Genomic DNA, 21626 nt, shown 5'->3' on the forward strand with positions numbered 1-21626 from the left:
GTCGTTCCGAAGACGACCTGCCGTTGACCGCCGTTGGTGCGCTGGGGGCGTGGGCAGGTGGGGGTAGTGACCCCTTTGGTACTCCGCGCGCCCTCCCAAAGATCACGGGCCCCGGAAAGGATGAGCAGACCGCACGTGATCCAGGCGACTCCGCATACCTGCCCTTGGGCAGGTGGACATGCGGTGGAAGGAATCCGCGTTGTTGCTTCTCATCTCTCCTGACAGTGTCGAAGAGGCCCTCGACTGCGTGAAGGCGGCGGAACACCTCGACATCGTTGATGTCAAAAGGCCCGACGAGGGCTCGCTCGGGGCGAACTTCCCCTGGGTCATCAAGGAGATCCGTGACGCGGTCCCGGCGGACAAGCCGGTGTCCGCCACCGTGGGAGACGTACCGTACAAGCCCGGCACGGTGGCCCAGGCGGCGCTCGGCGCAGTTGTCTCCGGAGCTACCTATATCAAGGTCGGCCTCTACGGATGCACGACGCCCGAACAGGCCATCGATGTCATGCGAGGGGTCGTCCGGGCCGTGAAGGACTACCGGCCGGACGCGTTCGTCGTCGCCTCGGGCTACGCCGACGCTCACCGGATCGGCTGCGTCAACCCGCTCTCGCTGCCTGACATCGCCCGCCGGTCCGGCTCCGACGCGGCCATGCTCGACACCGCGGTCAAGGACGGGACACGGTTGTTCGACCACGTTCCGCCCGACGTCTGCGCGGAGTTCGTCAGGCTGGCCCACGAGGCCGGTCTGCTGGCCGCCCTCGCAGGCAGCGTCAAGGCGCGAGACCTCGGTGTGCTGACCCGCATCGGCACGGACATCGTGGGCGTACGCGGGGCGGTCTGCGAGGGAGGTGACCGCACGACGGGAAGGATTCAGCCGCAGTTGGTGGCCGCCTTCCGGGCGGAGATGGACCGGCATGCCCGGGACCATGCAGCCACTGTCGCCGCCGCGAGCTGACCGCCGGCATGCCGACCAGCCTGCCCGGTCGCGCGTCGGCGACCCGCGGTGAGCGCTTCGCCGTCCTCGATCCGGCAACGGGCGAGGCCTTCGATGAGGCTCCCCACCAGCAGCCGGACCAGTTGGACGTCGTCGTCGAGCGGGCTCACGAGGCCTGGCTCAGCTGGCGGGCCGACTCCCTTGCCCGCTCCAAGGCGTTGCTCGCGGCTGCCGACGCCGTGGAGGCGGCCGGGACCGACCTCGCTCCGCTACTCACCCGCGAACAGGGCAAACCCCTGGCCGAGTCGTACGCGGAGATCGCCCGTGCGGCGGCTCGCCTACGCTACTTCGCCGAGCTGGACCCCGGGCCCCAGAAGATCACGGACGGTCGGCCGGTACGCAGCGAGGTCCGCTGGCGGCCGCTTGGGCCCGTCGCCGCGATCGTCCCGTGGAACTTCCCCCTCCAGCTCGCGTCGGCGAAGTTCGCGCCCGCGCTCGCCGCAGGTAACACGATGGTGCTCAAACCCTCCCCGTTCACGCCCCTCGCCACACGACTGCTGGGATCGGTCATCTCCACCGCCCTCCCCGAGGACGTACTGACGATCGTCACCGGTCACGAACCCCTCGGCGCCCGCCTCGCGTCCCACCCAGGGATCCGTCATGTGACCTTTACCGGTTCGATTCCCACCGGACGGGCCGTCGCGGAGGGCGCGGCGGCCTCGCTCGCCCGGGTCACCCTGGAATTGGGCGGTAACGACGCCGCCATCGTGCTGGACGACGTGGATGTGGAGCGGATCGCGGAGCGGCTGTTCTGGGCGGCGTTCCGCAACTGCGGGCAGGTCTGCATGGCGGTCAAGCGGGTCTATGCCCCGGCCCGGCTCTACTCGCAGGTGGTCGAGGCCCTCGCGCAACGCGCCAAGACGGTCGTCGTCGGAGCCGGGCTCGACCCGGGCTCGCAGCTGGGTCCGGTCAACAACGCCCCCCAACTGGCCAGAGTCGAACGCTACACGGCCCAGGCCTTGGCAGACGGCGCCCGAGCCGCGGCCGGCGGCCACCGGCTGGACCGACCGGGCTACTTCTTCGCCCCGACCGTCCTGGCCGATGTCCCGCCGGCCAGTGCTGTAGTGACGGAGGAGCAGTTCGGGCCTGTCCTGCCGGTGCTGCCGTACAGGAGCCTCGACGAAGCCGTCGAGGCGGCCAACGACACCGGCTTCGGGCTGGGCGGCTCGGTATGGGGGACCGACCTCGACCGGGCCGAGGCGGTGGCCGACCGGCTGGAGTGCGGGACGGCGTGGATCAACCACCACGCGGAACTTTCCCTCGCCCAGCCCTTCGCGGGCATCAAGGAAAGCGGTGTCGGCGTCGCGGGCGGGCCGTGGGGACTCTACGGAAACCTCAGGCCGTTCGTCGTGCACCGTCCGGAGGAGGCGTGACGACGAGGTTCGGCGCGGCGGTACTGCGCTCGTACGAGAGCCGTTTCGCCCTTGAGGAGGTGATCCTGAACGCGGGACCGGCCGACGGCGAGATCCTGGTCAGGATCGCGGGCTGCGGGATGTGCCGGACCGATCTCGCGGTCCGTCGTTCGGCCGGCCGCTCACCGTTGCCGGCTGTGCTCGGCCACGAGGGGGCCGGGGTCGTGGTGGGGACGGGCGGTCCGGCCACCGGCCTGAGTATCGGCGACCATGTCGTGCTGAGCTTCGACTCCTGCGGACACTGCCGGAACTGCACGGGCGCGGCCCCCGCCTACTGTGACTCCTTCGCCTCGCTCAACCTCTTCGGAGGGCGAAAGGAGAACGCGGCACGGTTCACCGACGCGGCCGGGGGCGAACTGGCTCCCCGGTGGTTCGGCCAGTCCTCGTTCGCCGAGTATGCGATGGTCCCGGCCCGCAACGCCGTACGGGTCGATCCCTCACTGCCCATCGAACTGCTCGGACCGCTCGGCTGCGGCTTCCTCACCGGCGCCGGAGCGGTCCTCAATTCCTTCGGCATCGGCCCCGGCGACACCATCGCGGTCTTCGGTGCGGGAGCGGTGGGCCTGGCCGCGGTGATGGCGGCCACCGCCGCCGGGGCGGTGACCGTGGCCATCGACCGGCACCCGGAACGGCTGGCCCTCGCCGAGCGGCTGCGCGCGATCCCGCTGCACGCCGCGTCGGCCGGCCTGCCCGACCGCATTCAGCAACTGACCGACGGCGGCGCGCAGTACGCCTTGGACACCACGGGCTCCGCCCAGCTGATCAACGACGCGCTCAGGGCCCTGCGCCCGACCGGCCACCTCGGCCTGGTGGCACGGCTCCACACGGCGCTGCCGCTCGAACCGGGAGCCCTGGACCGGGGCCGGCGAATCTCCCACATCTGCGAGGGGGACGCGGTGCCGGGACTGCTGATTCCGCGGCTGACCGGGCTGTGGCAGGCCGGGCTGTTTCCTTTCGACCAGCTGATCCGTACGTACCCGCTCGCCGACATCAACGAGGCCGAACGCGACTGCGATGCGGGCCGCGTGGTCAAACCCGTCCTGATTCCGTAGGGCACGGGCCGTCCAGAGCTTCAGCATCGTGCGTTCACCGCCGATCCATCATCCGCATTTCTCGCTTCTCGTGGTCCCTAGTCGTACCAACGGAGGACGCATGGCCGGCACAGCCCATCGGAACACCAGTGCGGAAGGCGTAGAAGGGGGTATCGGTCTGACCGCGCTCATGGTCGCCGCGGCACGGGCGATCGAGACCCACCGCCACGACAGCCTGGCGCAGGACGTCTACGCAGAGCACTTCGTGCTCGCCGCACCGGCGTCCGCGAGCTGGCCGGTCCACATCGGACAGGTTCCGGACGGGGACGCGAACCCGCTGTGGGGACGTTTCGCGCGGTACTTCGGTCTGCGGACGCGGGTCCTGGACGACTTTCTGCTTCAGTCGGTGCACGTGGGGGGTGCCCGCCAAGTTGTCCTGCTCGGGGCGGGGTTGGATTCGCGGGCTTTCCGGCTCGATTGGCCTCCCGGCTGCGTGATCTTCGAGATCGACCAGGAAGGCGTGCTGGCGTTCAAGCACAAGGTGCTCGGCGGACTGTCGGCCACCCCGAAGGCAGCGCGCGTACCGATTCCGATGGACTTGCGCGCGGACTGGGTCGGAGCACTGACCGACGCCGGCTTCGACCCGGAGGCACCAAGCGTCTGGCTGGCCGAGGGGTTGCTGTTCTATCTGCCCATCACTGCCGAGACCTACCTCATCGACACGGTGGACCGGTTGAGTACGGGGGGAAGCGCTCTGGCGTTCGAGGTCAAGCTCGACAAGGACTTGCTGGAATACCGCGACAGCCCGCTCTACACCTCTACGAAACACCAGATCGGCATCGACCTGCTCAACCTGTTCAATGGAGAGCCGCGGCCCGACTCCGCAGGTGATCTGGGGAGCAAGGGCTGGTCCACAGCGGTCCACACCCCCTTCCACTTCACCCGTCGCCACGGACGCGGCCCACTGCCCGAGCAGAACGACGCGCTGGAGGGCAACCGCTGGGTGTTCGCGAACAAGCCCCAGCCGTGACGCTGCCGTCTCGGTGAGGCCCGGTGACAAGGCTGTAGCTTGGCGTGCGAGCCACCCGACGGGATCATGAGCTGCCGCCGTCCCGCGCCTGGGATGTCGGCCGTTCATGTGCCGCCCTGGGAGGGATCCTGTATGACCCGCGTACCGATCGTCCACGGCGTGTTCGGAAACGGGCCTTTCGCCGAGATCGGGGAGCCGGGTTTGGCCGTCGTCGACGATCGCTCGCGGATGGTCGCTGTGGGCGGGGACCTCGGGTCGGTTCAGTGGAGCGGCGGCGCGACTGCGGACTCTGGGTGGACGGGGCACCGTATAGGTGTCTACGAGCAGGACAGCCTGCGGTGTCGAAACCTGGTGCGGTCCTGGTACCCCGTACGATCCCTTGCCTTCCACCCCGTCCTTCCCCTGCTGGCTGTCGGCACGGGGAGTTACGACGGCGGCTACTCCTTCGAAGGCGAACTGCTGCTGATCCACCTGGACACCGGCAACGCGGTGTCCGCGTTGCAGCACCGGCGGGAGGTACTCAGCGTGGAATGGCGCAGCGAGACAGCACTACGTCTGGTCTTGGCGCCGTGCGACGACTGGGACAACCCGCACGCACACGAGCAGGGGCATGCCACCGTTGTCACTCGTGCGGACTGGGGCGCCGTCGGGCGGGGCGCGATCGGCTCTGAGGAACTGGCCGCCCCCGTGGAGCCGGCCGTCCGGCCGGATCGCCGCGCGCAGGCCCGCCGACTCCTTACGAATCTCGCGACCGCAGACGGTCGGCAGTGGTCCGTACGCCGACGGGTGTGGGCTGTCGAAGGGATGCAGGACGGTCGTGTGCTGGCCGCTCTGGACGGGGTCCTGGCGGAGTCGTGGCTGCCGTCAGGAGACCGGCCATGGGCGGTCGAGGATGAGGAAGGCGGCCGCCAACTGGTTCTGAGTTCCGACGGAACGTCGGTCTGGGCCAACGCCGAACGTCGCGGTCGCCGGAAGCGAAGAGGCTGGGAGGTGTCCGCACCCAGGCTGGCCCGGATTGCCGTCGACACGGGGCAGGTACGGGAGACCCTGAGCCCGGGCGTGTCCGGGGTTCTCGTCGCGGGCGGCCAGGGGACGATCCTGAGGCCGTTGGACTGCCGCCGCAAGCGTCCCCAACGGCTGATGATGTTCGACCTCGACGGTCCGGTGGACGGTCCGGAGGTCGGCCACTTCGACGCCTTCAATCATCCGTTCGCGGTCCGTCGCGCCGGCCGTCCGTACGTCCTGGTAGGCATTGACCCGGACGAGCCGCACAAGGACAAGTGGGTCTCCGCTCCGGGTGCCGACGGGACACTGCGGCGGCTCTTCCCCCACTCCTGGGTACCGGAGGAGCATCATTTCGGCGGGCCAGCAGTCGAAATCGGCCAGTCCCTGGTGTATGCCGGCGCCGTCCACGATGGGCACGGGCTCCAACCTGGTGGCGCTTACGTCGTAAGACGATCCCTGAACGGCGCGGTGCAGTGGCAGTACCGCACCGATCATCCCGCCACCGCCCTCGACACCGACGGCGATGCCGTCTACGTGGCCGACAACTCCGGAGCCTTGACAGCACTGGACGCTGACAACGGCTCGGTGCGATGGCACATCGAGCTGGAGGTCGACGGAGCACCGACCACCGCGCTGTCCCTCGCTGTAGCGCCCCAGGGGCACTTGCTCGTTGGGACCGTCGACGGCCGCATCCTGGAGTGCGAGGTTCGGCGTTGATCCGAAGGGCCGAGTGCGGTGCACCATCCGCGCGTCGTCGTCACCAGGCACGGGGACACCGTGGTGGGCAGGTCGTCAGAAAGTGGTGATGGCCACGCCATCCGGGGCGGTGCCGGTGGTGACGGTGGCGATGACCAGGTTGGTGGCCGTGTCGATCACCGACACGGTGGTCGAGCCGTTGTTGGTGACGTAGGCGCGGGTGCCGTCCGGGGTGATCGCCACACCGATCGGGTTGGCGCCGACGGCAATAGGGGTGCCGATGACCAGGTTGGTGGCGGTGTTGATCACGGACACGGTGGTCGAGCCGTTGTTGGTGACGTAGGCGCGGGTGCCGTCCGGGGTGATCGCCACTCCACGCGGGTGGGTGCCGACCGTGATGGGGGAGCCGATGACCAGGTTGGTGGCCGTGTTGATCACCGACACGTTGTTCGAGTTCTGGTTGGTGACGTAGGCGCGGGTGCCGTCCGGGGTGATCGCCACGCCGTACGGGCTGATGCCGACAATGATGGGGGAGCCGGTGACCAGGTTGGTGGCGGTGTTGATCACGGACACGGTGGCTGAGTTGAAGTTGGTGACATAAGCGCGGGTGCCGTTCGGGGTGATCGCCACACCACTCGGGGTGATGCCGACCGTGATGGGGGAGCCGATGAGGGCGTTGGTGGCCGTGTCGATCACCGACACGGTGTTCGAGCTTTGGTTGGTGAGGTAGACGCTGGTGCCGGCCGGGGTGACCGCCATCGCCTGCGGGCCGTGTCCGGCGCCCAGAGCGATGGTCTTGATGACGGTGCTGCTGCCTGTATCGATCACCGACACGCTGTTCGAAGCGAAGTTGGCAACGTAGGCGGTGGTGCCGCTCGGGGTGATCGCCACCCCCTGCGGGCTGGTGCCGACGATGATGGGGGTGCCGATGAGCACATTGGTGAGCGTGTTGATCACCGACACGTTGTTCGAGTTCTGGTTGGTGACGTAGGCGCGTTGCAGGGTGTAGGTGTATCCGCCGGAGACGGTTGTGGTTCCGGCGGTGGTGGTGACTTGGACGATGACATTGCCGGCGGCATGAGCGGGGGCGGTGCCGGTGAGGACGGTTCCCGCGGCGTTGACGGTGACGGGGGTGACGGTCGTGCCGCCGAACGTGACAGTGGCGCCGGTGAGGTTGGTTCCGGTCAGGGTGAAAGCGGTGCCGCCCGCGGTGGAGCCGGAGGTGGGGGCGAGTGAACTCACCGTGGGGGCTGTCGCGTTGACGGTCTGTGTGTCGGTGCCGGTCGAGGAGGTGAAGTTCGTGTCGCCGCCGTAGACCGCCGTGATCGTGTGGCTGCCGGCAGCGAGTGCGCTGGTCGTGACTGTGGCCGTGCCACTGGCGTTGAGGGTGCCGGTCAGGGTGCCGCCGCCGGTGCCGCTGATGGTGAACGTCACGGAGCCGGTGGGGATGCCCGCGCCGGGCGAAACCGCCGCGACCGTCGCGCTGAGGGTCACCGTCTGCCCGAAGGTGGACGGGTCGGGCGCCGAGGTGGCCGTCGTGGTGGTTGCTGCCTGATTGACCGTCTGGGTGTCGCTACCCGTCGAGGACGTGAAGTTCGCATCCCCGCCGTAGACCGCCGTGACCGGCTGACTTCCCGTACTGAGCGAACCGGGAACGTACGTTGCCACCCCACCCGAATCCAGCGAAACGACCGCCGTCCCCCCACCGCCCACGGTGAACGTGACCGAGCCTGTAGGCGTCCCCGCGCCGGGCGCCACCGCCGCGACCGTAGCGGTCAAGGTCACCGTCTGCCCGAACACGGACGGATCCGGAGACGACGTCACCGTCGTGGTCGTCGTTGCCTGGTTGACGGTGTGGGCGTGGGTGCTGGTGGAGGTGGTGAAGTTGGAGTCGCCGTTGTACGTGGCGGTGATGGTCTCGGTACCGGCTTGGAGTGGGCTCGAGGTGGTGTAGGTGGCTGTACCGGAGGTGTTGAGGGGCACCGTGAGGTTGCGGCCGGTGCTGGAGGTGAAGCTGACCGTGCCGGTGGGGATGGCGGCACCCGGTGTGACCGGGGCGACCGTGGCGCTGACGGTGACCTGTTGGCCGTAGGTGGAGGGATCGGGAGTGGCGGTGACGGTGGTGGTGGTTGCCGCCTGGCTGACGGTGTGGGTGGTGCTGCCGTTGGACGGGGCGAAGGTGGAGTCGCCGTGGTAGGTGACGGTGACGCTGTGTGTGCCGGCGCCGAGGGTGGCTGTGGTGACGGTCGCCACGCCGCTGCCGTCCAGGGTGCCGGGGAAGCTGCCTCCGCCGGTGCCGCTGACGGTGAAGGTGACCGTGCCCGTCGGCGTCCCCGTGGCCGGCGGCAGTGCGCTCACGGTGGCGGTGAGGGTGGCTGGCTGGCCGTAGGTGGATGGTTCCGGGGAGGCGGTGACGGTGGTGGCGGTCGAGGGCTCTGTCGCCACACTGTGTGTGGTGGTGCCCGTCGAGGACGTGAGGTTGGCATCTCCGCTGTAGAGCGCCGTGATGGAGTGGGTGCCGAAGCCCATGGTGCTGGTGGTGACGGTGGCCACGCCACTCGCGTTCACCGTGCCGGTGAGGGTGCCTCCGCCGGTGCCGCTGACGGTGAAGGTGACCGTCCCGGTGGGCGTCCCCGCCCCCGGCGGGACCGGGGTAACGACGGCGGTCAGGGTCACCGTGTCACCGAAAGCCGTGGGATCGGGCGCGGATGAGACCGTCGTACTCGTCGCCGCCTGGGCGACCGTGTGCGTGTACGTGCCGGTCGACCCGGTGAAGTTTTCGTCGCCACCGTAGACCGCCGTGACGGAGTGGCTGCCCGCGGCCAAGGTGGTGATCGTGAGGGTGGCCAGTCCTGTGGCGTCGACGGGTGCGGTGAAGGTGCCACCTCCGGTGCCGCCGACCGTGAAGCTCACCGTGCCCGTGGGGACACCCGCCCCCGTCGGGTTGGCGGTCACCGTCGCACTGACGGTCACTGCCTGGCCGAAGATGGACGGGCTCGGCGCGGAGGTCACCGTCGTCGTGGTCGACGCCTGCCCGACGGTCTGGGTGCCGCTGCCGCTGGATCCGGTGAAGGTGGTGTCGCCGCTGTAGACCGCGGCGATGAGGTGACTGCCGGCCTCCAAGGTGTTGATCGTGAGAGTGGCCCGTCCTGTGGCGTCGACGGGTGCGGTGAAGATGCCCCCGCCGTCACCGTCGATGGTGAAGGTGACCGAGCCTGTGGCCGTCCCCGTACCGGGGGCTACGGGCGCGACGGTCGCTGTGACGGTGACCGGCTGCCCGAAAAGTGAGGGGTTGGGGGCGGAGGTGACCGCGGTGGTGGTCGTGGCCTGCCCGACGGTCTGGGTGTGGCTGTCGCTGGACCCGGTGAAGTTGGTGTCGCCGTTGTAGACGGCGGTGCCGATGTAGGCGCCGGCGGTCAGGGTGCCGCTGACGGTCGCGGTGCCGGTGGAGTCCAACGGCGCCTGACTGCTTTGTCCGCTGCTCAGCGTGAAGGTGACCGTCCCGGTGGGGATCCCGGCGCCCGGCGCTACGGGAGTCACCACGGCGGTCGCGGTGATTGTCTGCCCCGACACCGACGGGTTCGGAGACGTGACGAACGTCGTGGTCGTCACCGACTGACCGACGGTCTGTGTGCTGGTACCGGTTGAGTTGGTGTAGTTCGTGTCGCCGTTGTAGGTGGCGTTGATGTTGTGGTCGCCTGCGCCGAGTGTGGTGGTGACGACGGTGGTTGCGCCGGTGCTGTCGAGGGTGCCCGTGAAGGTACCCCCGCCTGTGCCGCTGATGGTGAAGGTGACCGTCCCGGTGGGTACGCCGGTTCCTGGCGGGAGAGGGGTGACGGTTGCGCTGAGAGTGACTGCCTGTCCGAACACCGCGGGGTCAGGCGTTCCTGCGACCGTGGTGGTGGTCGCGGTCTGGGCGACGGTGTGGGTGTCGGTGCCCGTGGAGGTGGAGAAGTTTCCGTCGCCGTTGTAGACGGCGGTGAAGGTATGACTTCCGGCTGCCAGGGTGCTGTTGGTGAAGGTTGCCTGGCCCGAAGCATTCACCGCCACGTCGAACGGGGCTGTGCCGTCGATGGTGAACGTGACGGTCCCGGTCGGGATGCCTGTACCGGGCAGGATGGCGGCGACGATGGCGGTGACCGTGAACGGCTGTCCGAAGACAGTGGGGTCGGGTGAGGACGTCACCGTGGTGTTGGTCGCCGCCTGGCTGACGGTCTGGGTGTCGGTGCCCGTGGAGGCGGCGAAGTTCGCGTCGCCGCTGTAGACGGCGGTGATGGTGTGGCTGCCTGCTGCCGGGGTGCTGGTGGTCGCGGTGGCGGTGCCGCCCGCGTCGAGTGGCGCTGTCAAAGTGCCGCCGCCGGGGCCGTTGATGGTGAAGGTCACTGTTCCCGTCAAGTCGCCCGCACCCGGCGGCACGGCGGTGACGATCGCGGTGACCGTGAACTGCTGTCCGAAGACCGAAGGGTCGGGCGAGGACGTCACCGTCGTTGTCGTGGAAGCCTGGTTGACGGTCTGGATGTCGGTGCCGGTGGATGTGGCGAAGTTGGTGTCGCCGTTGTAGACGGCGGTGATGGTGTGGCTGCCTGCTGCCGGGGTGCTGGTGGTCGCGGTGGCGGTGCCGCCCGCATCGACCGTCGTCGTCAACGTGCCGCCGCCGGGGCCGTCGATGGTGAAGGTCACTGTCCCCGTCGGGATACCCGCGCCCGGGGCGACCGGAGCCACAGCCGCACTGACCGTGAACTGCTGTCCGAAGACCGAAGGGTCAGGCGAGGAGGTCACGGTCGTCGTGGTCGCCGCCTGGTTGACGGTCTGGGTGTCGGTGCCCGTGGAGGTGGTGAAGTTCGTATCGCCGCTGTAGACCGCGGTGATCGCGTGATCGCCGGTTCCCAGCGGCATGCTTGTGGTGAAGCCGGCGGTGCCGCCGGCGTTCAGGGACACCGTCGCGGTCTCCCCGCCGCTGATGCTGAAGGTGACCGACCCGGTGGGAACTCCCGCGCCCGGAGCGACCGGAGTGACCGTCGCCGTGACCGTGAGCTGCTGCCCGAACACCGAGGGATCCGGTGAGGCGAGGACCGCCGTGGATGTCGCCGCCTGGGCCACCGTCTGAGTCGTACTGCTGCTGGACGGGTCAAACGTCGAATCGCCACCGTAGGAAGCAGTCACACTGTGGACCTGGGCACCCAAACCACCGGTGGTCACGGTCGCGACGCCACTTGCGTTCAGCGTGCCGGTGAGGGTGCCACCGCCGGAGCCCGTGATGGTGAAGGTCACCGTACCCGTCGGGATACCCGTGGCCGGTGCCACCGGGGCAACGGTGGCGGTAAAGGTGACGGTCTCGCCGTAGAGGGAGGGGTCCGGCGAAGATGTCACCCCCGTGGTCGTCGACGGCTGTGTCACCACGCTGTGCGAGTCGGTGTCGGTCGAACCGCCGAAATTACCGTCACCGCTGTAGACAGCCGTGATCGTATGGGTGCCGAAGTCCATCGTGTCCGTGGATGCGGTGGCCACGCCATTGGCGTTCAGCGTGCCGGTGAGGGTGCCTCCGCCGGCGCCGCTGACGGTGAAGGTGACCATCCCGGTCGGCGTCCCCGCCCCCGGGGGGACCGGGGTAATGACGGCGGTCAGGGTCACCGTCTCGCCGAAGGCGGACGGGTCGGGTGAGGACGTCACCGTCGTTGTCGTGGCCGCCTGGTTGACGGTCTGGGTGTCGGTGCCCGTGGAGGTGGTGAAGTTCGTATCACCGCCGTAGACCGCCGTCACCGTATGGACTCCGGCAGCGAGACCAGTGGTCGTGACGCTCGCCACGCCGGCGGCGTTCAACGTACCGGTGAAAGTGCCACCACCGGGGCCACTGATGGTGAAGACGACCGTGCCGGTCGGCGTGCCCGCTGCGGACGGTGTCACAGTCGCCGTGAACGTGACCACCTGACCGGACACCGACGGATCGGGCCCGGATGTGACCGCCGTGGTTGTCCCCGCCGGTGTGACGGTCTGAGTGTCGCTGCCGGTCGAGCCGGTGAAGTCGGTGTCACCACCGTAAACGGCGGCGATGTCGTGATCGCCAGGCGTAAGCGCGCTGGTGACAAGCGACGCCTGTCCCGAATCATCCAACGGCACATCGATCGGGCCGACATCATCGATGAGAAACGTGACCGTACCGGTCGGGATGCCCCCACCCGGCGCCGCAGGCGCGACGGTGGCACTGACGGTCACGGCCTCACCGAACGACGAAGGATCGGGCGCGGACGTGACCGTCGTAGTCGTCGCCGCTTGTTCAACGGTGAGGGTTTCCATAGTGGTTGACCCGGCGAAGTCACCGTCACCGTTGTAGACGGCGGTGCCGATGTAGACACCGGCGGTCACACTGCCGCTGACGGTCGCGGTGCCGGTGGAGTCCAACGGCGCTTGACTGCTTTGTCCGTTGCTCAGCGTGAAGGTGACCGTCCCGGTGGGGATCCCGGCGCCCGGCGCTGCGGGAGTGACCACGGCGGTCGCGGTGATTGTCTGTCCCGACTCCGATGGGCTCGGCGCCACTGTAACGAATGTCGTCGTGGGTGTCTGGTTGACCGTCTGTGTGCCGGTACCGGTCGAGTTGGTGAAGTTCGTGTCACCGTTGTAGGTGGCGTTGATGTTGTGGTCGCCCGTGCCGAGTGTGGTGGTGACGACGGTGGCCGTGCCGGTGTTGTCGAGGGTGCCGGTGAGCGTACTTCCGCCTGTGCCGCTGATGGTGAAGGTGACCGTCCCGGTGGGCATGCCGGTTCCTGGCGGGAGGGGGGTGACGGTTGCGCTGAGGGTGACTGCCTGTCCGAACACGGCGGGGTCGGGTGTTCCTGCGACTGTGGTGGTGGTCGCGGTCTGGGCGACGGTGTGGGTGTCGGTGCCCGTGGAGGTGGTGAAATTTCCGTCGCCGTTGTAGACGGCGGTGATGGTGTGGCTTCCGGCTGCCAGGGTGCTGTTGGTGAAGGTTGCCTGCCCTGAAGTATCCACCGCCACGTCGAATGGGGCTGTCCCGTCGATGGTGAACGTGACGGTCCCGGTCGGGACGCCTGTACCGGGCAGGATGGCGGCGACGGTGGCGGTGACCGTGAACGGCTGTCCGAAGACGGCGGGGTCGGGTGAGGACGTCACCGTCGTCGTGGACGATGCCTGGTTGACGGTCTGAGTGTCCGTACCCGTAGAAGATGTGAAGTTGGGGTCGCCGCTGTAGACGGCGGTGACGGTGTGGCTGCCTGCTGCCAGGGTGCTGGTGGTCGCGGTGGCGGTGCCGCCCGCGTCGAGTGGCGCTGTCAAGGTGCCGCCGCCGGGGCCGTCGACGGTGAAGGTCACCGTTCCTGTCAAGTCGCCCGCACCCGGCGGCACGGCGGCCACGATCGCGGTGAGGGAGACCAACTCGCCGAAGACCGAGGGATCGAGCGCGGACGTGGCCGTGGTGGAGGTCGCCGCCTGGCTGATCGTCTGCGTCGTACTGCCGTTGGACGTGGCGAAGTTGGCGTCGCCGTTGTATGTGGCGGTGATGCTCTCCGTACCCGCCTGGAAGGGCACGCTGGTGGTGAACGTCGCAATCCCGGTGGCATCCAGGGCCACTGCCCGGAAGAGGCCGCTGCTGGACGTGAAGGTCACTGTCCCCGTCGGGATACCCGCGCCCGGGGCGACCGGAGCCACAGTCGCACTGACCGTGACCTGCTCACCGAATGTCGATGGATTGGGCGAGGAGGTCACCGTCGTCGTGGTCGACACCTGGTTGACGGTCTGGGTGTCGGTGCCTGTGGAGGTGGTGAAGTTCGTATCGCCGCTGTAGACCGCGGTGATCGCGTGATCGCCGGTTCCGACCGGAGTGCTTGTGGTGAAGCCGGCGGTGCCGCCGGCGTCCAGGGACACCGTCGCGGTCTCCCCGCCGCTGATGCTGAAGGTCACTGTCCCCGTGGGGACTCCCGCGCCCGGCGCCACAGGACTCACCAACGCGCTGACCGTGAACGGCTGCCCGAACACCGACGGATCGGGCGAGGCGAGGACCGCCGTGGTGGTGGCCGCGTGGGCGACCGTATGGGTCGTGCTGCTACTGGAGGGGTCGAAGGTCGAATCGCCGCTGTAGGAAGCGGTCACGCTGTGGATCTGGGCACCCAAGGTGCCGGTGGTCACGGTCGCGACGCCGCTTGCGTTCAGCGTGCCGGTGAGGGTGCCGCCGCCGGAGCCCGTGACGGTGAAGGTCACCGTACCCGTCGGGATACCCGTGGCGGGCGGCACCGGGGCGACGATGGCAGTAAAAGTGACGGTCTCGCCGTAGAGGGAGGGCTCCGGCGAGGACGTCACCCCGGTGGTCGTCGACGGCTGTGTCACGACGCTGTGCGCGTCGGTGCCGGTCGAACCGCCGAAATTACCGTCGCCGCTGTAGTCGGCCGTGATCGTGTGGGCGCCGAAGTCCATGGTGTCCATGGATGCGGTGGCCACGCCATTGGCGTCCACTGTGCCGGTCAGCGTGCCACCACCGGTGCCGCTGACGGTGAAGGTGACCGAACCGGTCGGCGTCCCCGCACCCGGCGGGACCGGAACGACCGTCGCGGTGAGCGTCACTGCCTCGCCGAAGGCGGACGGGTCGGGCGAGGACGAGACCGTAGTGACCGTGGCCGCCTGGTTGACGGTCTGGGTGTCGGTGCCCGTGGAGGTGGTGAAGTTCGTATCACCGCCGTAGACCGCCGTCACCGTATGGGTGCCTGCTTCCAGGGCGCTGGTGATCACGGCGGCAGTACCGCTCGCGTCCAGGGGGGCGCTGAAGGTACCGCCACCGGGACCACTGATCGTGAAGACGACCGTGCCGGTCGGCGTGCCCGCCGCGGACGGCGTGACGGTCGCCGTGAAGGTGACCGGCTGACCGAACGCGGATGGATCGGGCCCGGACGTGACCGTCGTGGTGGTCCCCGCCTGGGCGACCGTCTGGGTGTCGGTGCCGGTCGAGCCCGCGAAGTCGGTGTCACCGCTGTAGACCGCGGTGATGGAGTGTCCGCCGGGCGTGAGCGCGCTGGTGACGAGCGAAGCTTGCCCCGAACCGTCCAGTGGCACATCGATCGGGCCGCCGCCGCCGTCGATGAGATACGTGACCGTGCCGGTCGGGACGCCCGCACCCGGGGCCACGGGCGTGACGGTGGCACTGACGGTCACGGCCTCACCGAACGACGAGGGGTCGGGCGAGGAGGTCATCGTCGTCGTGGTCGATGCCAGGTTGACGGTCTGGGTGTCGGTACCCGTGGAGGTGGCGAAATTGGTGTCGCCGTTGTAGACGGCGGTGCTGAGGTAGGTGCCGGCGGTCAGACTGCCGCTGACGGTCGCGGTGCCAGTAGCGTCCAACGGCGCATCCTGGCTTGTTCCGCTGCTCAGCGTGAAGGTGACCGTCCCGGTGGGGATCCCGGCGCCGGGCGCCACGGGAGTGACCACGGCGGTCGCGGTGAACGTCTGCCCCGCCACCGACGGATCCGGCGAGGAAGTGAACGCCGTGGTCGTCGCCGCCTGGGCGACGGTCTGTGTGCCGGTGCCGGTCGAGGTGGTGAAGTCCGCATCCCCGCCGTAGACCGCGGTGACGCCGTGGTCCCCGGTACCGAGCGTGCTGACGATGACCGTGGCCTCACCACTCGCGTCCAGGGTGCCGGTGAACGTACCCCCGCCCGTGCCGCTGACGGTGAACGTCACCGTGCCCGTGGGGGTACCGGCTCCCGGCGGGGCAACGGTCACCGTCGCACTGACGGTGACCGCCTCACCGAAGTCGGACGGGTCCGGCGAGGATGTGACCGTCGTGGTCGTCGCCGCCTGGACGACGGTGTGGGAGCCCGTACCGGTGGAGGGGTAGAAGTTGCTGTCGCCGCTGTAGGAGGCGGTGAGGGTGTAGGGGCTCCCCAACGGGCCGGCGTAGGCGTGCATGACGATAGCCGTACCGCCCGTGAGCGGCGCCGTCACCGCCGGCGTCCCGTCGCCGAATTCCAAGGTGATGGTGCCGGTCGGCGTGACCGCCCCGATCGGAATCCCCGTCACGGTGGCCGTGATCACCACAGGCTCGCCGGCGACGGAAGAGTCAGGATCAGAGTCCACCACGATCTCCGAAGCCGCCATAAAGGTGAAAGCGTTCGGAAGGGTGGCGCTGCCGCCGGGGGTGGTGACGGTGACGCCGGCCGGCCCTGTGAGGCCCGTCGGCGTCACAGCGACGACCAGGGTGTCGGAGTACGAGCGGAAGGAGGGGGCGGAGAATCCGCCGAATGTCACACTGGTGGCGTCGGCCAGCCCGGTGCCGCTGATAACAACGGTCGTCCCGCCGGCAATGGGTCCGCTCGCCGGGCTGACGCCGAGGACCGCCGGAACTGCGGCGTAGGCATAGGGCAGTTGGTTGCTGACGCCCCCGACCGTGACGGCATAGACCGGAACCAGGCCGGGCACGGTGGCGGGAGGAGCGACGACGGCCAGCTGCCGGTCGCTGAGCGTCGTGGGGAGCACCGTCGCGTCCGCGAAGTGCACGCTCTGCGCGGTGTACAGGTTCGCGCCGGTCAGGGTGACGGGGTTGTCGCCGGCCAGCGGACCGCTGTCGGGGGCGACCCTGGACAGGCCGGGCGCGGGGATGTAGAAGAAGAAGCCGATCGTGGCGGTGCCGCCAGGGGTGGTGACGCTCACCGGTACGGCGCCACCGCCCGACGGGGCGACCGCCGTCAGGCTCTGGCCGTCGATGACCGTGAAGCTCAGCGCCGGGCGGTCGCCGAAACGCACGGCGGTCGCGCCGCCGAGGTGGGAGCCGACGATGGTCACCTGCGTCCCGCCGCCGGAGGAGCCCTGATCCGGGAAGACACTGCTCATGACGCCCACTCGCCCGCACCGTGAAGGCCGGCGCACGCGATCACCAGTACCGCCGCAGAACTTCCGGCGCAGTCAGGGCACAGACCACGGGCAATGAGCATGACGCTCCTCCATCGATGATGAGTCAGGCGCCGTGGTGGATGGCTGACGACGTCGAATCGGATCGGGCCACAGCGGGCATGGCTGACTGACAGGCACCAGCTCAGGTGCGGTGCCGGGCCCGGTCAGCGGTCCGCGGACCACTGGACGCGGCGAATTTCATGACGCCCCCTACGTCTAGGTGGCGGAGCCGCCGCATCAGCCGCTGCCGGACCACGGCAACAGCCAACGGCTGCACGTCTTTTACGGGGGTGGCCGTCGCGACACGAAAGGCCTGACGCTGCTCCACCTGATTCAAGGTCAGCGGACGACCGATGGCCGCGCTCCCCGGAGAGAGTTGGACGGCCCGCCAGCTCGGATACTTCAGTAAGCCATTGGAGCGACACGGTGAACAAGAACCTTGACGCGATGCCACCCGATTGGCGGAGCGCGCTATGGGCGCACGCCCGCTCGCCCGGAGGGCCGACTCGATCCGGACGCCCGGCCACACGGTGATCGGTTGGGTCCTCAGGGCCTGGCGCTCACGTCGTCCCTCTCCCGTGTCCGGTCAGGGCTGTCGGTCCGCCGGGCCGTGCGGCCCAGGGGCAGGAATTGCTCCTCGAGCAGGAGTAGCAGTGCGGCGACCGTCAGCAGGCCGCCGACCAGGAAGGTGCCGCGCACGTCGAAGACGGGGAGCAGCAGGCCGCCCGCGAGGGCGCCCGCGGCCACTCCCGAGTTGTAGGCGGCGCCGTTCGCGGCGATGGCCGTCTCCGTGCGGCCCGGAGCGAAGTACATGACGTGGCTCTGCGTGGCCATGAAGATGGGCCCCAGCGAGGCGCCGAGGAACACGATCATGACCACCGCCACGGTCTGCGTCTCGCCCGCCACGTACAGGCCGAGCAGCGCCACCGCCTGCGTCGTCACCGGGAGGGTGAGGGTCGCCCGCGGAAAGCGGTCGAGGAGCCGCCCGTACACCGCGACGCCGACGATGCCGGTGATGCCGAGGACGAGGAGCAGGCTGCTGACGGAGGACTCACTGAAACCGGCTTCGTCCACGAGGAAGTCGGAGATATAGGTGTACCCGGCGAAGACGCCGGTGACCGTGAGCGCGGTGACGGTCAGCACGACCGCGAACCGGCGGGTGTCCGGCGCGACGCCGCGCACGGCGTGCCCCCCTTCCGGACGGGACGTCGGCAGCACGGTGGCGATCACGATGAAGGCGGGGATGGCGAGCGCGCCGACCACCAGGAACGGGACCTGCCAACTGGTGTGCTGGCCCAGCCAGGTGCCGCCGGGCACCCCGAGGACGAGGGCGAGCGAACCGCCGACGGACAGCGCTCCAATGACGCGCCCACGGACGTGCGGGGGAAACAGGCCGACCGCCACCGGCCCCATCACCGCCCAGAACAGCGCCTGGGCCACCGCGGTGACCACACGGCTGCTCAGCAGCACCCAGTACGAGGAGACCAGGGCTGCCACGACGCTTGCCAGGAACAGCGCGGCCAGCAGGGCGCAGAGGACGAGGCGTCGCGGGACCGAGTGGGTCACCTTGGCTATCGGCACCGAAACGAGGGCAACGGTCAGCCCGTAGCCGGACACCAGCAGACCGACGGCCGGCAACGACTGGTCCAGGTCGTCCGAGATCAGCTTGAGGATGCCGATCGGCAGGTTCTCGGTGGTGTTGAAGGCGAACGCACCCAGCATGAGCGCACCGACCACGGCCACACCACGCCGGTTCGTCGACTTCTCCGTCGCCATCCATCCTCCATGCTCATAGTGAACTTCCTGGTTCTGAACGCGGAATCTGTGCCCGAAGCGGCGGCGAAGTCCTTGATGGAATCCGACGCCCCTCGCGCAGCCGGCAGGAAGGCCGGTGGCAGCGTCCTGGGCCCGTAGTTGATCGGTGGCCGTGGTGTGGCTTCTACTGCTGGTGCGGCTTTCCACCGTACGGCGTGACCGCCCCTCAGACCGGAGCACCCATGATCACCGAAGAAGTTCGCACGGCGCGTCAGAAGCTGGTCCTCGACCACTTCCAGGACGAGGTCCGCCAGGAGTGGGACGACGTCCTCTCGACGTTCCCGCACCCGCACTACGAGCTGATTCCCACGATGACGGTCCACGACGGCGACAGCGCGGTCCGCGGCTACTACCACGACACCCGGGTCGCCTTTCCCGACCAGGACCACGAGATCATCGCCTTCCGGCACAGCGACGACGCCGTGATAGCCGAGTTCTGGCTGCTGGGCACCCATCGAGGCCCGCTCGGCGCGATACCGCCCACCGGCAGCCGCTTCCGGGTGCGCATGACCGCGTACTTCATCTTCGACGACCACGAGAACCTGGTCTGCGAGCGGATCTACTTCGACAGCCTCAGCCTTCTCAAGCAGCTCATCGGCGGCCTGAACATGAGGAACCCCAGGAACTGGGTCCTGGCCGCACGCTGCCTCAGGGGCCTCCTCAAGATATCCGGCGAAGAGCCGCACCCCAGCCTCGTCAACACCCCGCCCGCCACGTTCGCCGACTGAGCGGCTCGGGCAGGGCGGCGCGCACCCTGCATTTGTTCGGGATGCCAACAATTTTCGCGCCACCCATTGACCCCTCCAAACCTCCGATGTTCACTACGTCTGACGCATGGGCTGGCGCCTCGTCAGAAATCACCGCTCCGTGATCCGCGCAGCCTCGCTCCGCCACGTACTCGTACCTCAGCCGGCGCCTCCGGGCGCACCGAGAGAGGACTGGATAGTGCGCCTTGTGTCCCGCGCCGTGATCGCGTTTCTCCTGGCGGTCTTGTCCCTGGCCGCCCTACCGAACGTGCCACAGGCCGCCCAGGCTTCCGCCGCCGCTCCGCTGTCCAAGGTCCTGGTGTTCTCCAAGACCGCCGGGTTCCGGCACTCGGCGATCCCGGCCGGGATCGCCGCCGTACAGCGGCTCGGCGCGGCCAACGGCTTCTCCGTCACCGCCACCGAGGACGCGGGTGCGTTCACCGCTGCCAACCTGGCGCAATACCAGGCGGTGATCTGGCTGTCGACCACCGGTGACGTGCTGAACGCCGCACAGCAGACCGCCTTCGAGGCGTACGTCGGGGCGGGCGGCGGCTACGTCGGCGTCCATGCCGCCGCCGACACCGAGTACGACTGGCCCTGGTACGGCGGCCTGGTCGGTGCGTACTTCGCCTCGCATCCGGCGACCCAGCAGGCCACGGTCAAGGTCGAGGACCGGTCCTCGGTCTCCACCGCGCATCTGCCGCAGCGCTGGACCCGGACCGACGAGTGGTACAACTACCGCGCCAATCCGCGCTCCGCGGTGAAGGTGCTCGCGAGCCTGGACGAGTCGTCGTACACCGGCGGCACGATGGGAGATCATCCGATCACCTGGTGCCAGGACTACCGCGGCGGACGGTCCTGGTACACCGGTCTCGGTCACACCGAGGAGTCGTACGCGGACCCCGCCTTCACCGGCATGCTGCTCGGGGGCATCCAGATCGCCTCCGGCGCGCGGGCCGCGGACTGCCGGCCGGAGACCGGCTACACCCCTCTGTTCGACGGCACGCAGGCCAGTCTCGACCGGTGGCGGCAGGCGGGGCCCGGCGGATTCACGCTCGCCGACGGCACACTCACCTCGGTCGGTGGCATGGGGCTGCTCTGGTACCCGGTGACGCCCTTCAGCAACTACTCGCTGAAGGCCGACTGGATGATGCCGGGCGACGACAACGGCGGTGTGTTCATCGGCTTCCCCGATCCCCAGGGCGATCCGTGGCGGCCGGTCGATCTCGGCCACGAGATCCAGATCGACGCGACCGACGCCGATCCGAGCCGTACGACCGGCAGCGTCTACAGCCTCAAGGCGCCGGACACGGCGGCACGGACCGCCGCGCTCAACCCGCCAGGCACCTGGAACAGTTACGAGATCGGGGTGCGGGGCCGTCACGTCGAGATCTATCTGAACGGCGTGAAGATCAACGACTACACCAGCACCCGTGACATCGCGGTCGGGCACATCGGTGTACAGAACGACGGTGGCGGGATGGACATCAACTACCGCAACATCAGGATCAAACAGGACGGGGCGCAGACCACCGACCTGGCGAAGGGCCGTCCCGTCTCGGTCTCCAGCGTCGAGCCGGGCAGTACGCACGTGGGCGCCAACGCCGTGGACGGCGACCCCGCCACGCGGTGGGGCAGCGCCCACTCCGACCCCCAGTCCATCACCGTCGACCTCGGCTCGGTCCGTACGGTCCAGCAGGTCCGGCTGACCTGGGAGACCGCGTACGCGAAGGCGTACACGGTCCAGACCTCGACGGACAATGTGACCTGGCGCACCGTCAACACCACCACGGCGGGCGACGGAGGGCTCGACGAGATCGCCGTGAGCGGCACTGCTCGCTATGTACGGGTCCAGGGCACCGCGCGCGCCACGCAGTGGGGCTACTCCCTGTGGGATCTCGCCGTGCTCGGAAGCTGAGAAACAGTGCTCCGGCGCTGAGACACCGTGCCGGGCCGCATGACCGGGTCCGGCGCTGAGACGCCGTACGCGGCCGCACGACCGGGTCC

At 69.0% G+C, this 21626-nt stretch carries 9 protein-coding genes; 7 read left to right on the plus strand and 2 right to left on the minus strand.

Features of this window, described 5'->3' with window-relative positions; translation table 11 throughout:
* Positions 1-178 precede the first annotated feature (178 nt).
* The 5 genes from ACFVWW_RS27105 to ACFVWW_RS27125 all read left to right on the plus strand — a co-directional run bounded on the left by ACFVWW_RS27105 (position 179) and on the right by ACFVWW_RS27125 (position 6189).
* Positions 179-955, plus strand: coding sequence for a (5-formylfuran-3-yl)methyl phosphate synthase (locus ACFVWW_RS27105; RefSeq protein ID WP_386878104.1), 777 nt, complete (start codon positions 179-181; stop codon positions 953-955).
* 8 nt (positions 956-963) lie between these two features.
* Positions 964-2367: an aldehyde dehydrogenase family protein gene (locus ACFVWW_RS27110; RefSeq protein ID WP_386878105.1), complete on the plus strand. Its 1404-nt coding sequence runs from the start codon at positions 964-966 to the stop codon at positions 2365-2367.
* A complete protein-coding gene (locus tag ACFVWW_RS27115; RefSeq protein ID WP_386878106.1) occupies positions 2364-3458 on the plus strand; it encodes an NAD(P)-dependent alcohol dehydrogenase in 1095 nt (364 codons plus the stop codon). The genes ACFVWW_RS27110 and ACFVWW_RS27115 overlap by 4 nt, the downstream gene beginning before the upstream one ends.
* Before the next feature lie 100 nt (positions 3459-3558).
* A complete protein-coding gene (locus tag ACFVWW_RS27120) occupies positions 3559-4467 on the plus strand; it encodes a class I SAM-dependent methyltransferase (protein ID WP_386878107.1) in 909 nt (302 codons plus the stop codon).
* A 132-nt stretch (positions 4468-4599) separates the two neighbouring features.
* The gene (locus ACFVWW_RS27125) at positions 4600-6189 is read left to right on the plus strand and encodes a PQQ-binding-like beta-propeller repeat protein (RefSeq protein ID WP_386878108.1); all 1590 of its coding nucleotides are present in this window, start codon (positions 4600-4602) and stop codon (positions 6187-6189) included.
* A 75-nt stretch (positions 6190-6264) separates the two neighbouring features.
* Here ACFVWW_RS27125 and ACFVWW_RS27130 read toward each other — a convergent pair whose 3' ends face one another.
* Together ACFVWW_RS27130 and ACFVWW_RS27135 are read right to left on the minus strand one after the other, a co-directional pair.
* Positions 6265-16998 carry an Ig-like domain repeat protein gene (locus tag ACFVWW_RS27130; protein WP_389680152.1) on the minus strand — a complete coding sequence of 3578 codons (10734 nt, stop codon included), beginning with the start codon at positions 16996-16998 and terminating at the stop codon, positions 6265-6267.
* 606 nt (positions 16999-17604) lie between these two features.
* Positions 17605-18834, minus strand: coding sequence for an MFS transporter (locus ACFVWW_RS27135; RefSeq protein ID WP_386878110.1), 1230 nt, complete (start codon positions 18832-18834; stop codon positions 17605-17607).
* Positions 18835-19055: 221 nt separating this feature from the next.
* Here ACFVWW_RS27135 and ACFVWW_RS27140 point away from each other — a divergent pair, with 221 nt between their 5' ends.
* Positions 19056-19601, plus strand: coding sequence for an ester cyclase (locus tag ACFVWW_RS27140; protein WP_386878111.1), 546 nt, complete (start codon positions 19056-19058; stop codon positions 19599-19601).
* 217 nt (positions 19602-19818) lie between these two features.
* A complete protein-coding gene (locus ACFVWW_RS27145) occupies positions 19819-21537 on the plus strand; it encodes a ThuA domain-containing protein (protein ID WP_386878112.1) in 1719 nt (572 codons plus the stop codon).
* Positions 21538-21626: the final 89 nt, after the last annotated feature.

This window comes from Streptomyces sp. NPDC058198 (assembly GCF_042882605.1).
Lineage (GTDB): Bacteria > Actinomycetota > Actinomycetes > Streptomycetales > Streptomycetaceae > Streptomyces.

Bases quoted from the DNA above. Each gene is read 5' to 3' on its own strand.
- ACFVWW_RS27105 (WP_386878104.1), top strand. From the start codon at position 179: ATGCGGTGGAAGGAATCCGCGTTGTTGCTTCTCATCTCTCCTGACAGT.
- ACFVWW_RS27110 (WP_386878105.1), top strand. From the start codon at position 964: ATGCCGACCAGCCTGCCCGGTCGCGCGTCGGCGACCCGCGGTGAGCGC.
- ACFVWW_RS27120 (WP_386878107.1), top strand. From the start codon at position 3,559: ATGGCCGGCACAGCCCATCGGAACACCAGTGCGGAAGGCGTAGAAGGG.
- ACFVWW_RS27125 (WP_386878108.1), top strand. From the start codon at position 4,600: ATGACCCGCGTACCGATCGTCCACGGCGTGTTCGGAAACGGGCCTTTC.
- ACFVWW_RS27130 (WP_389680152.1), bottom strand. From the start codon at position 16,998: ATGAGCAGTGTCTTCCCGGATCAGGGCTCCTCCGGCGGCGGGACGCAG.
- ACFVWW_RS27135 (WP_386878110.1), bottom strand. From the start codon at position 18,834: ATGGCGACGGAGAAGTCGACGAACCGGCGTGGTGTGGCCGTGGTCGGT.
- ACFVWW_RS27140 (WP_386878111.1), top strand. From the start codon at position 19,056: ATGATCACCGAAGAAGTTCGCACGGCGCGTCAGAAGCTGGTCCTCGAC.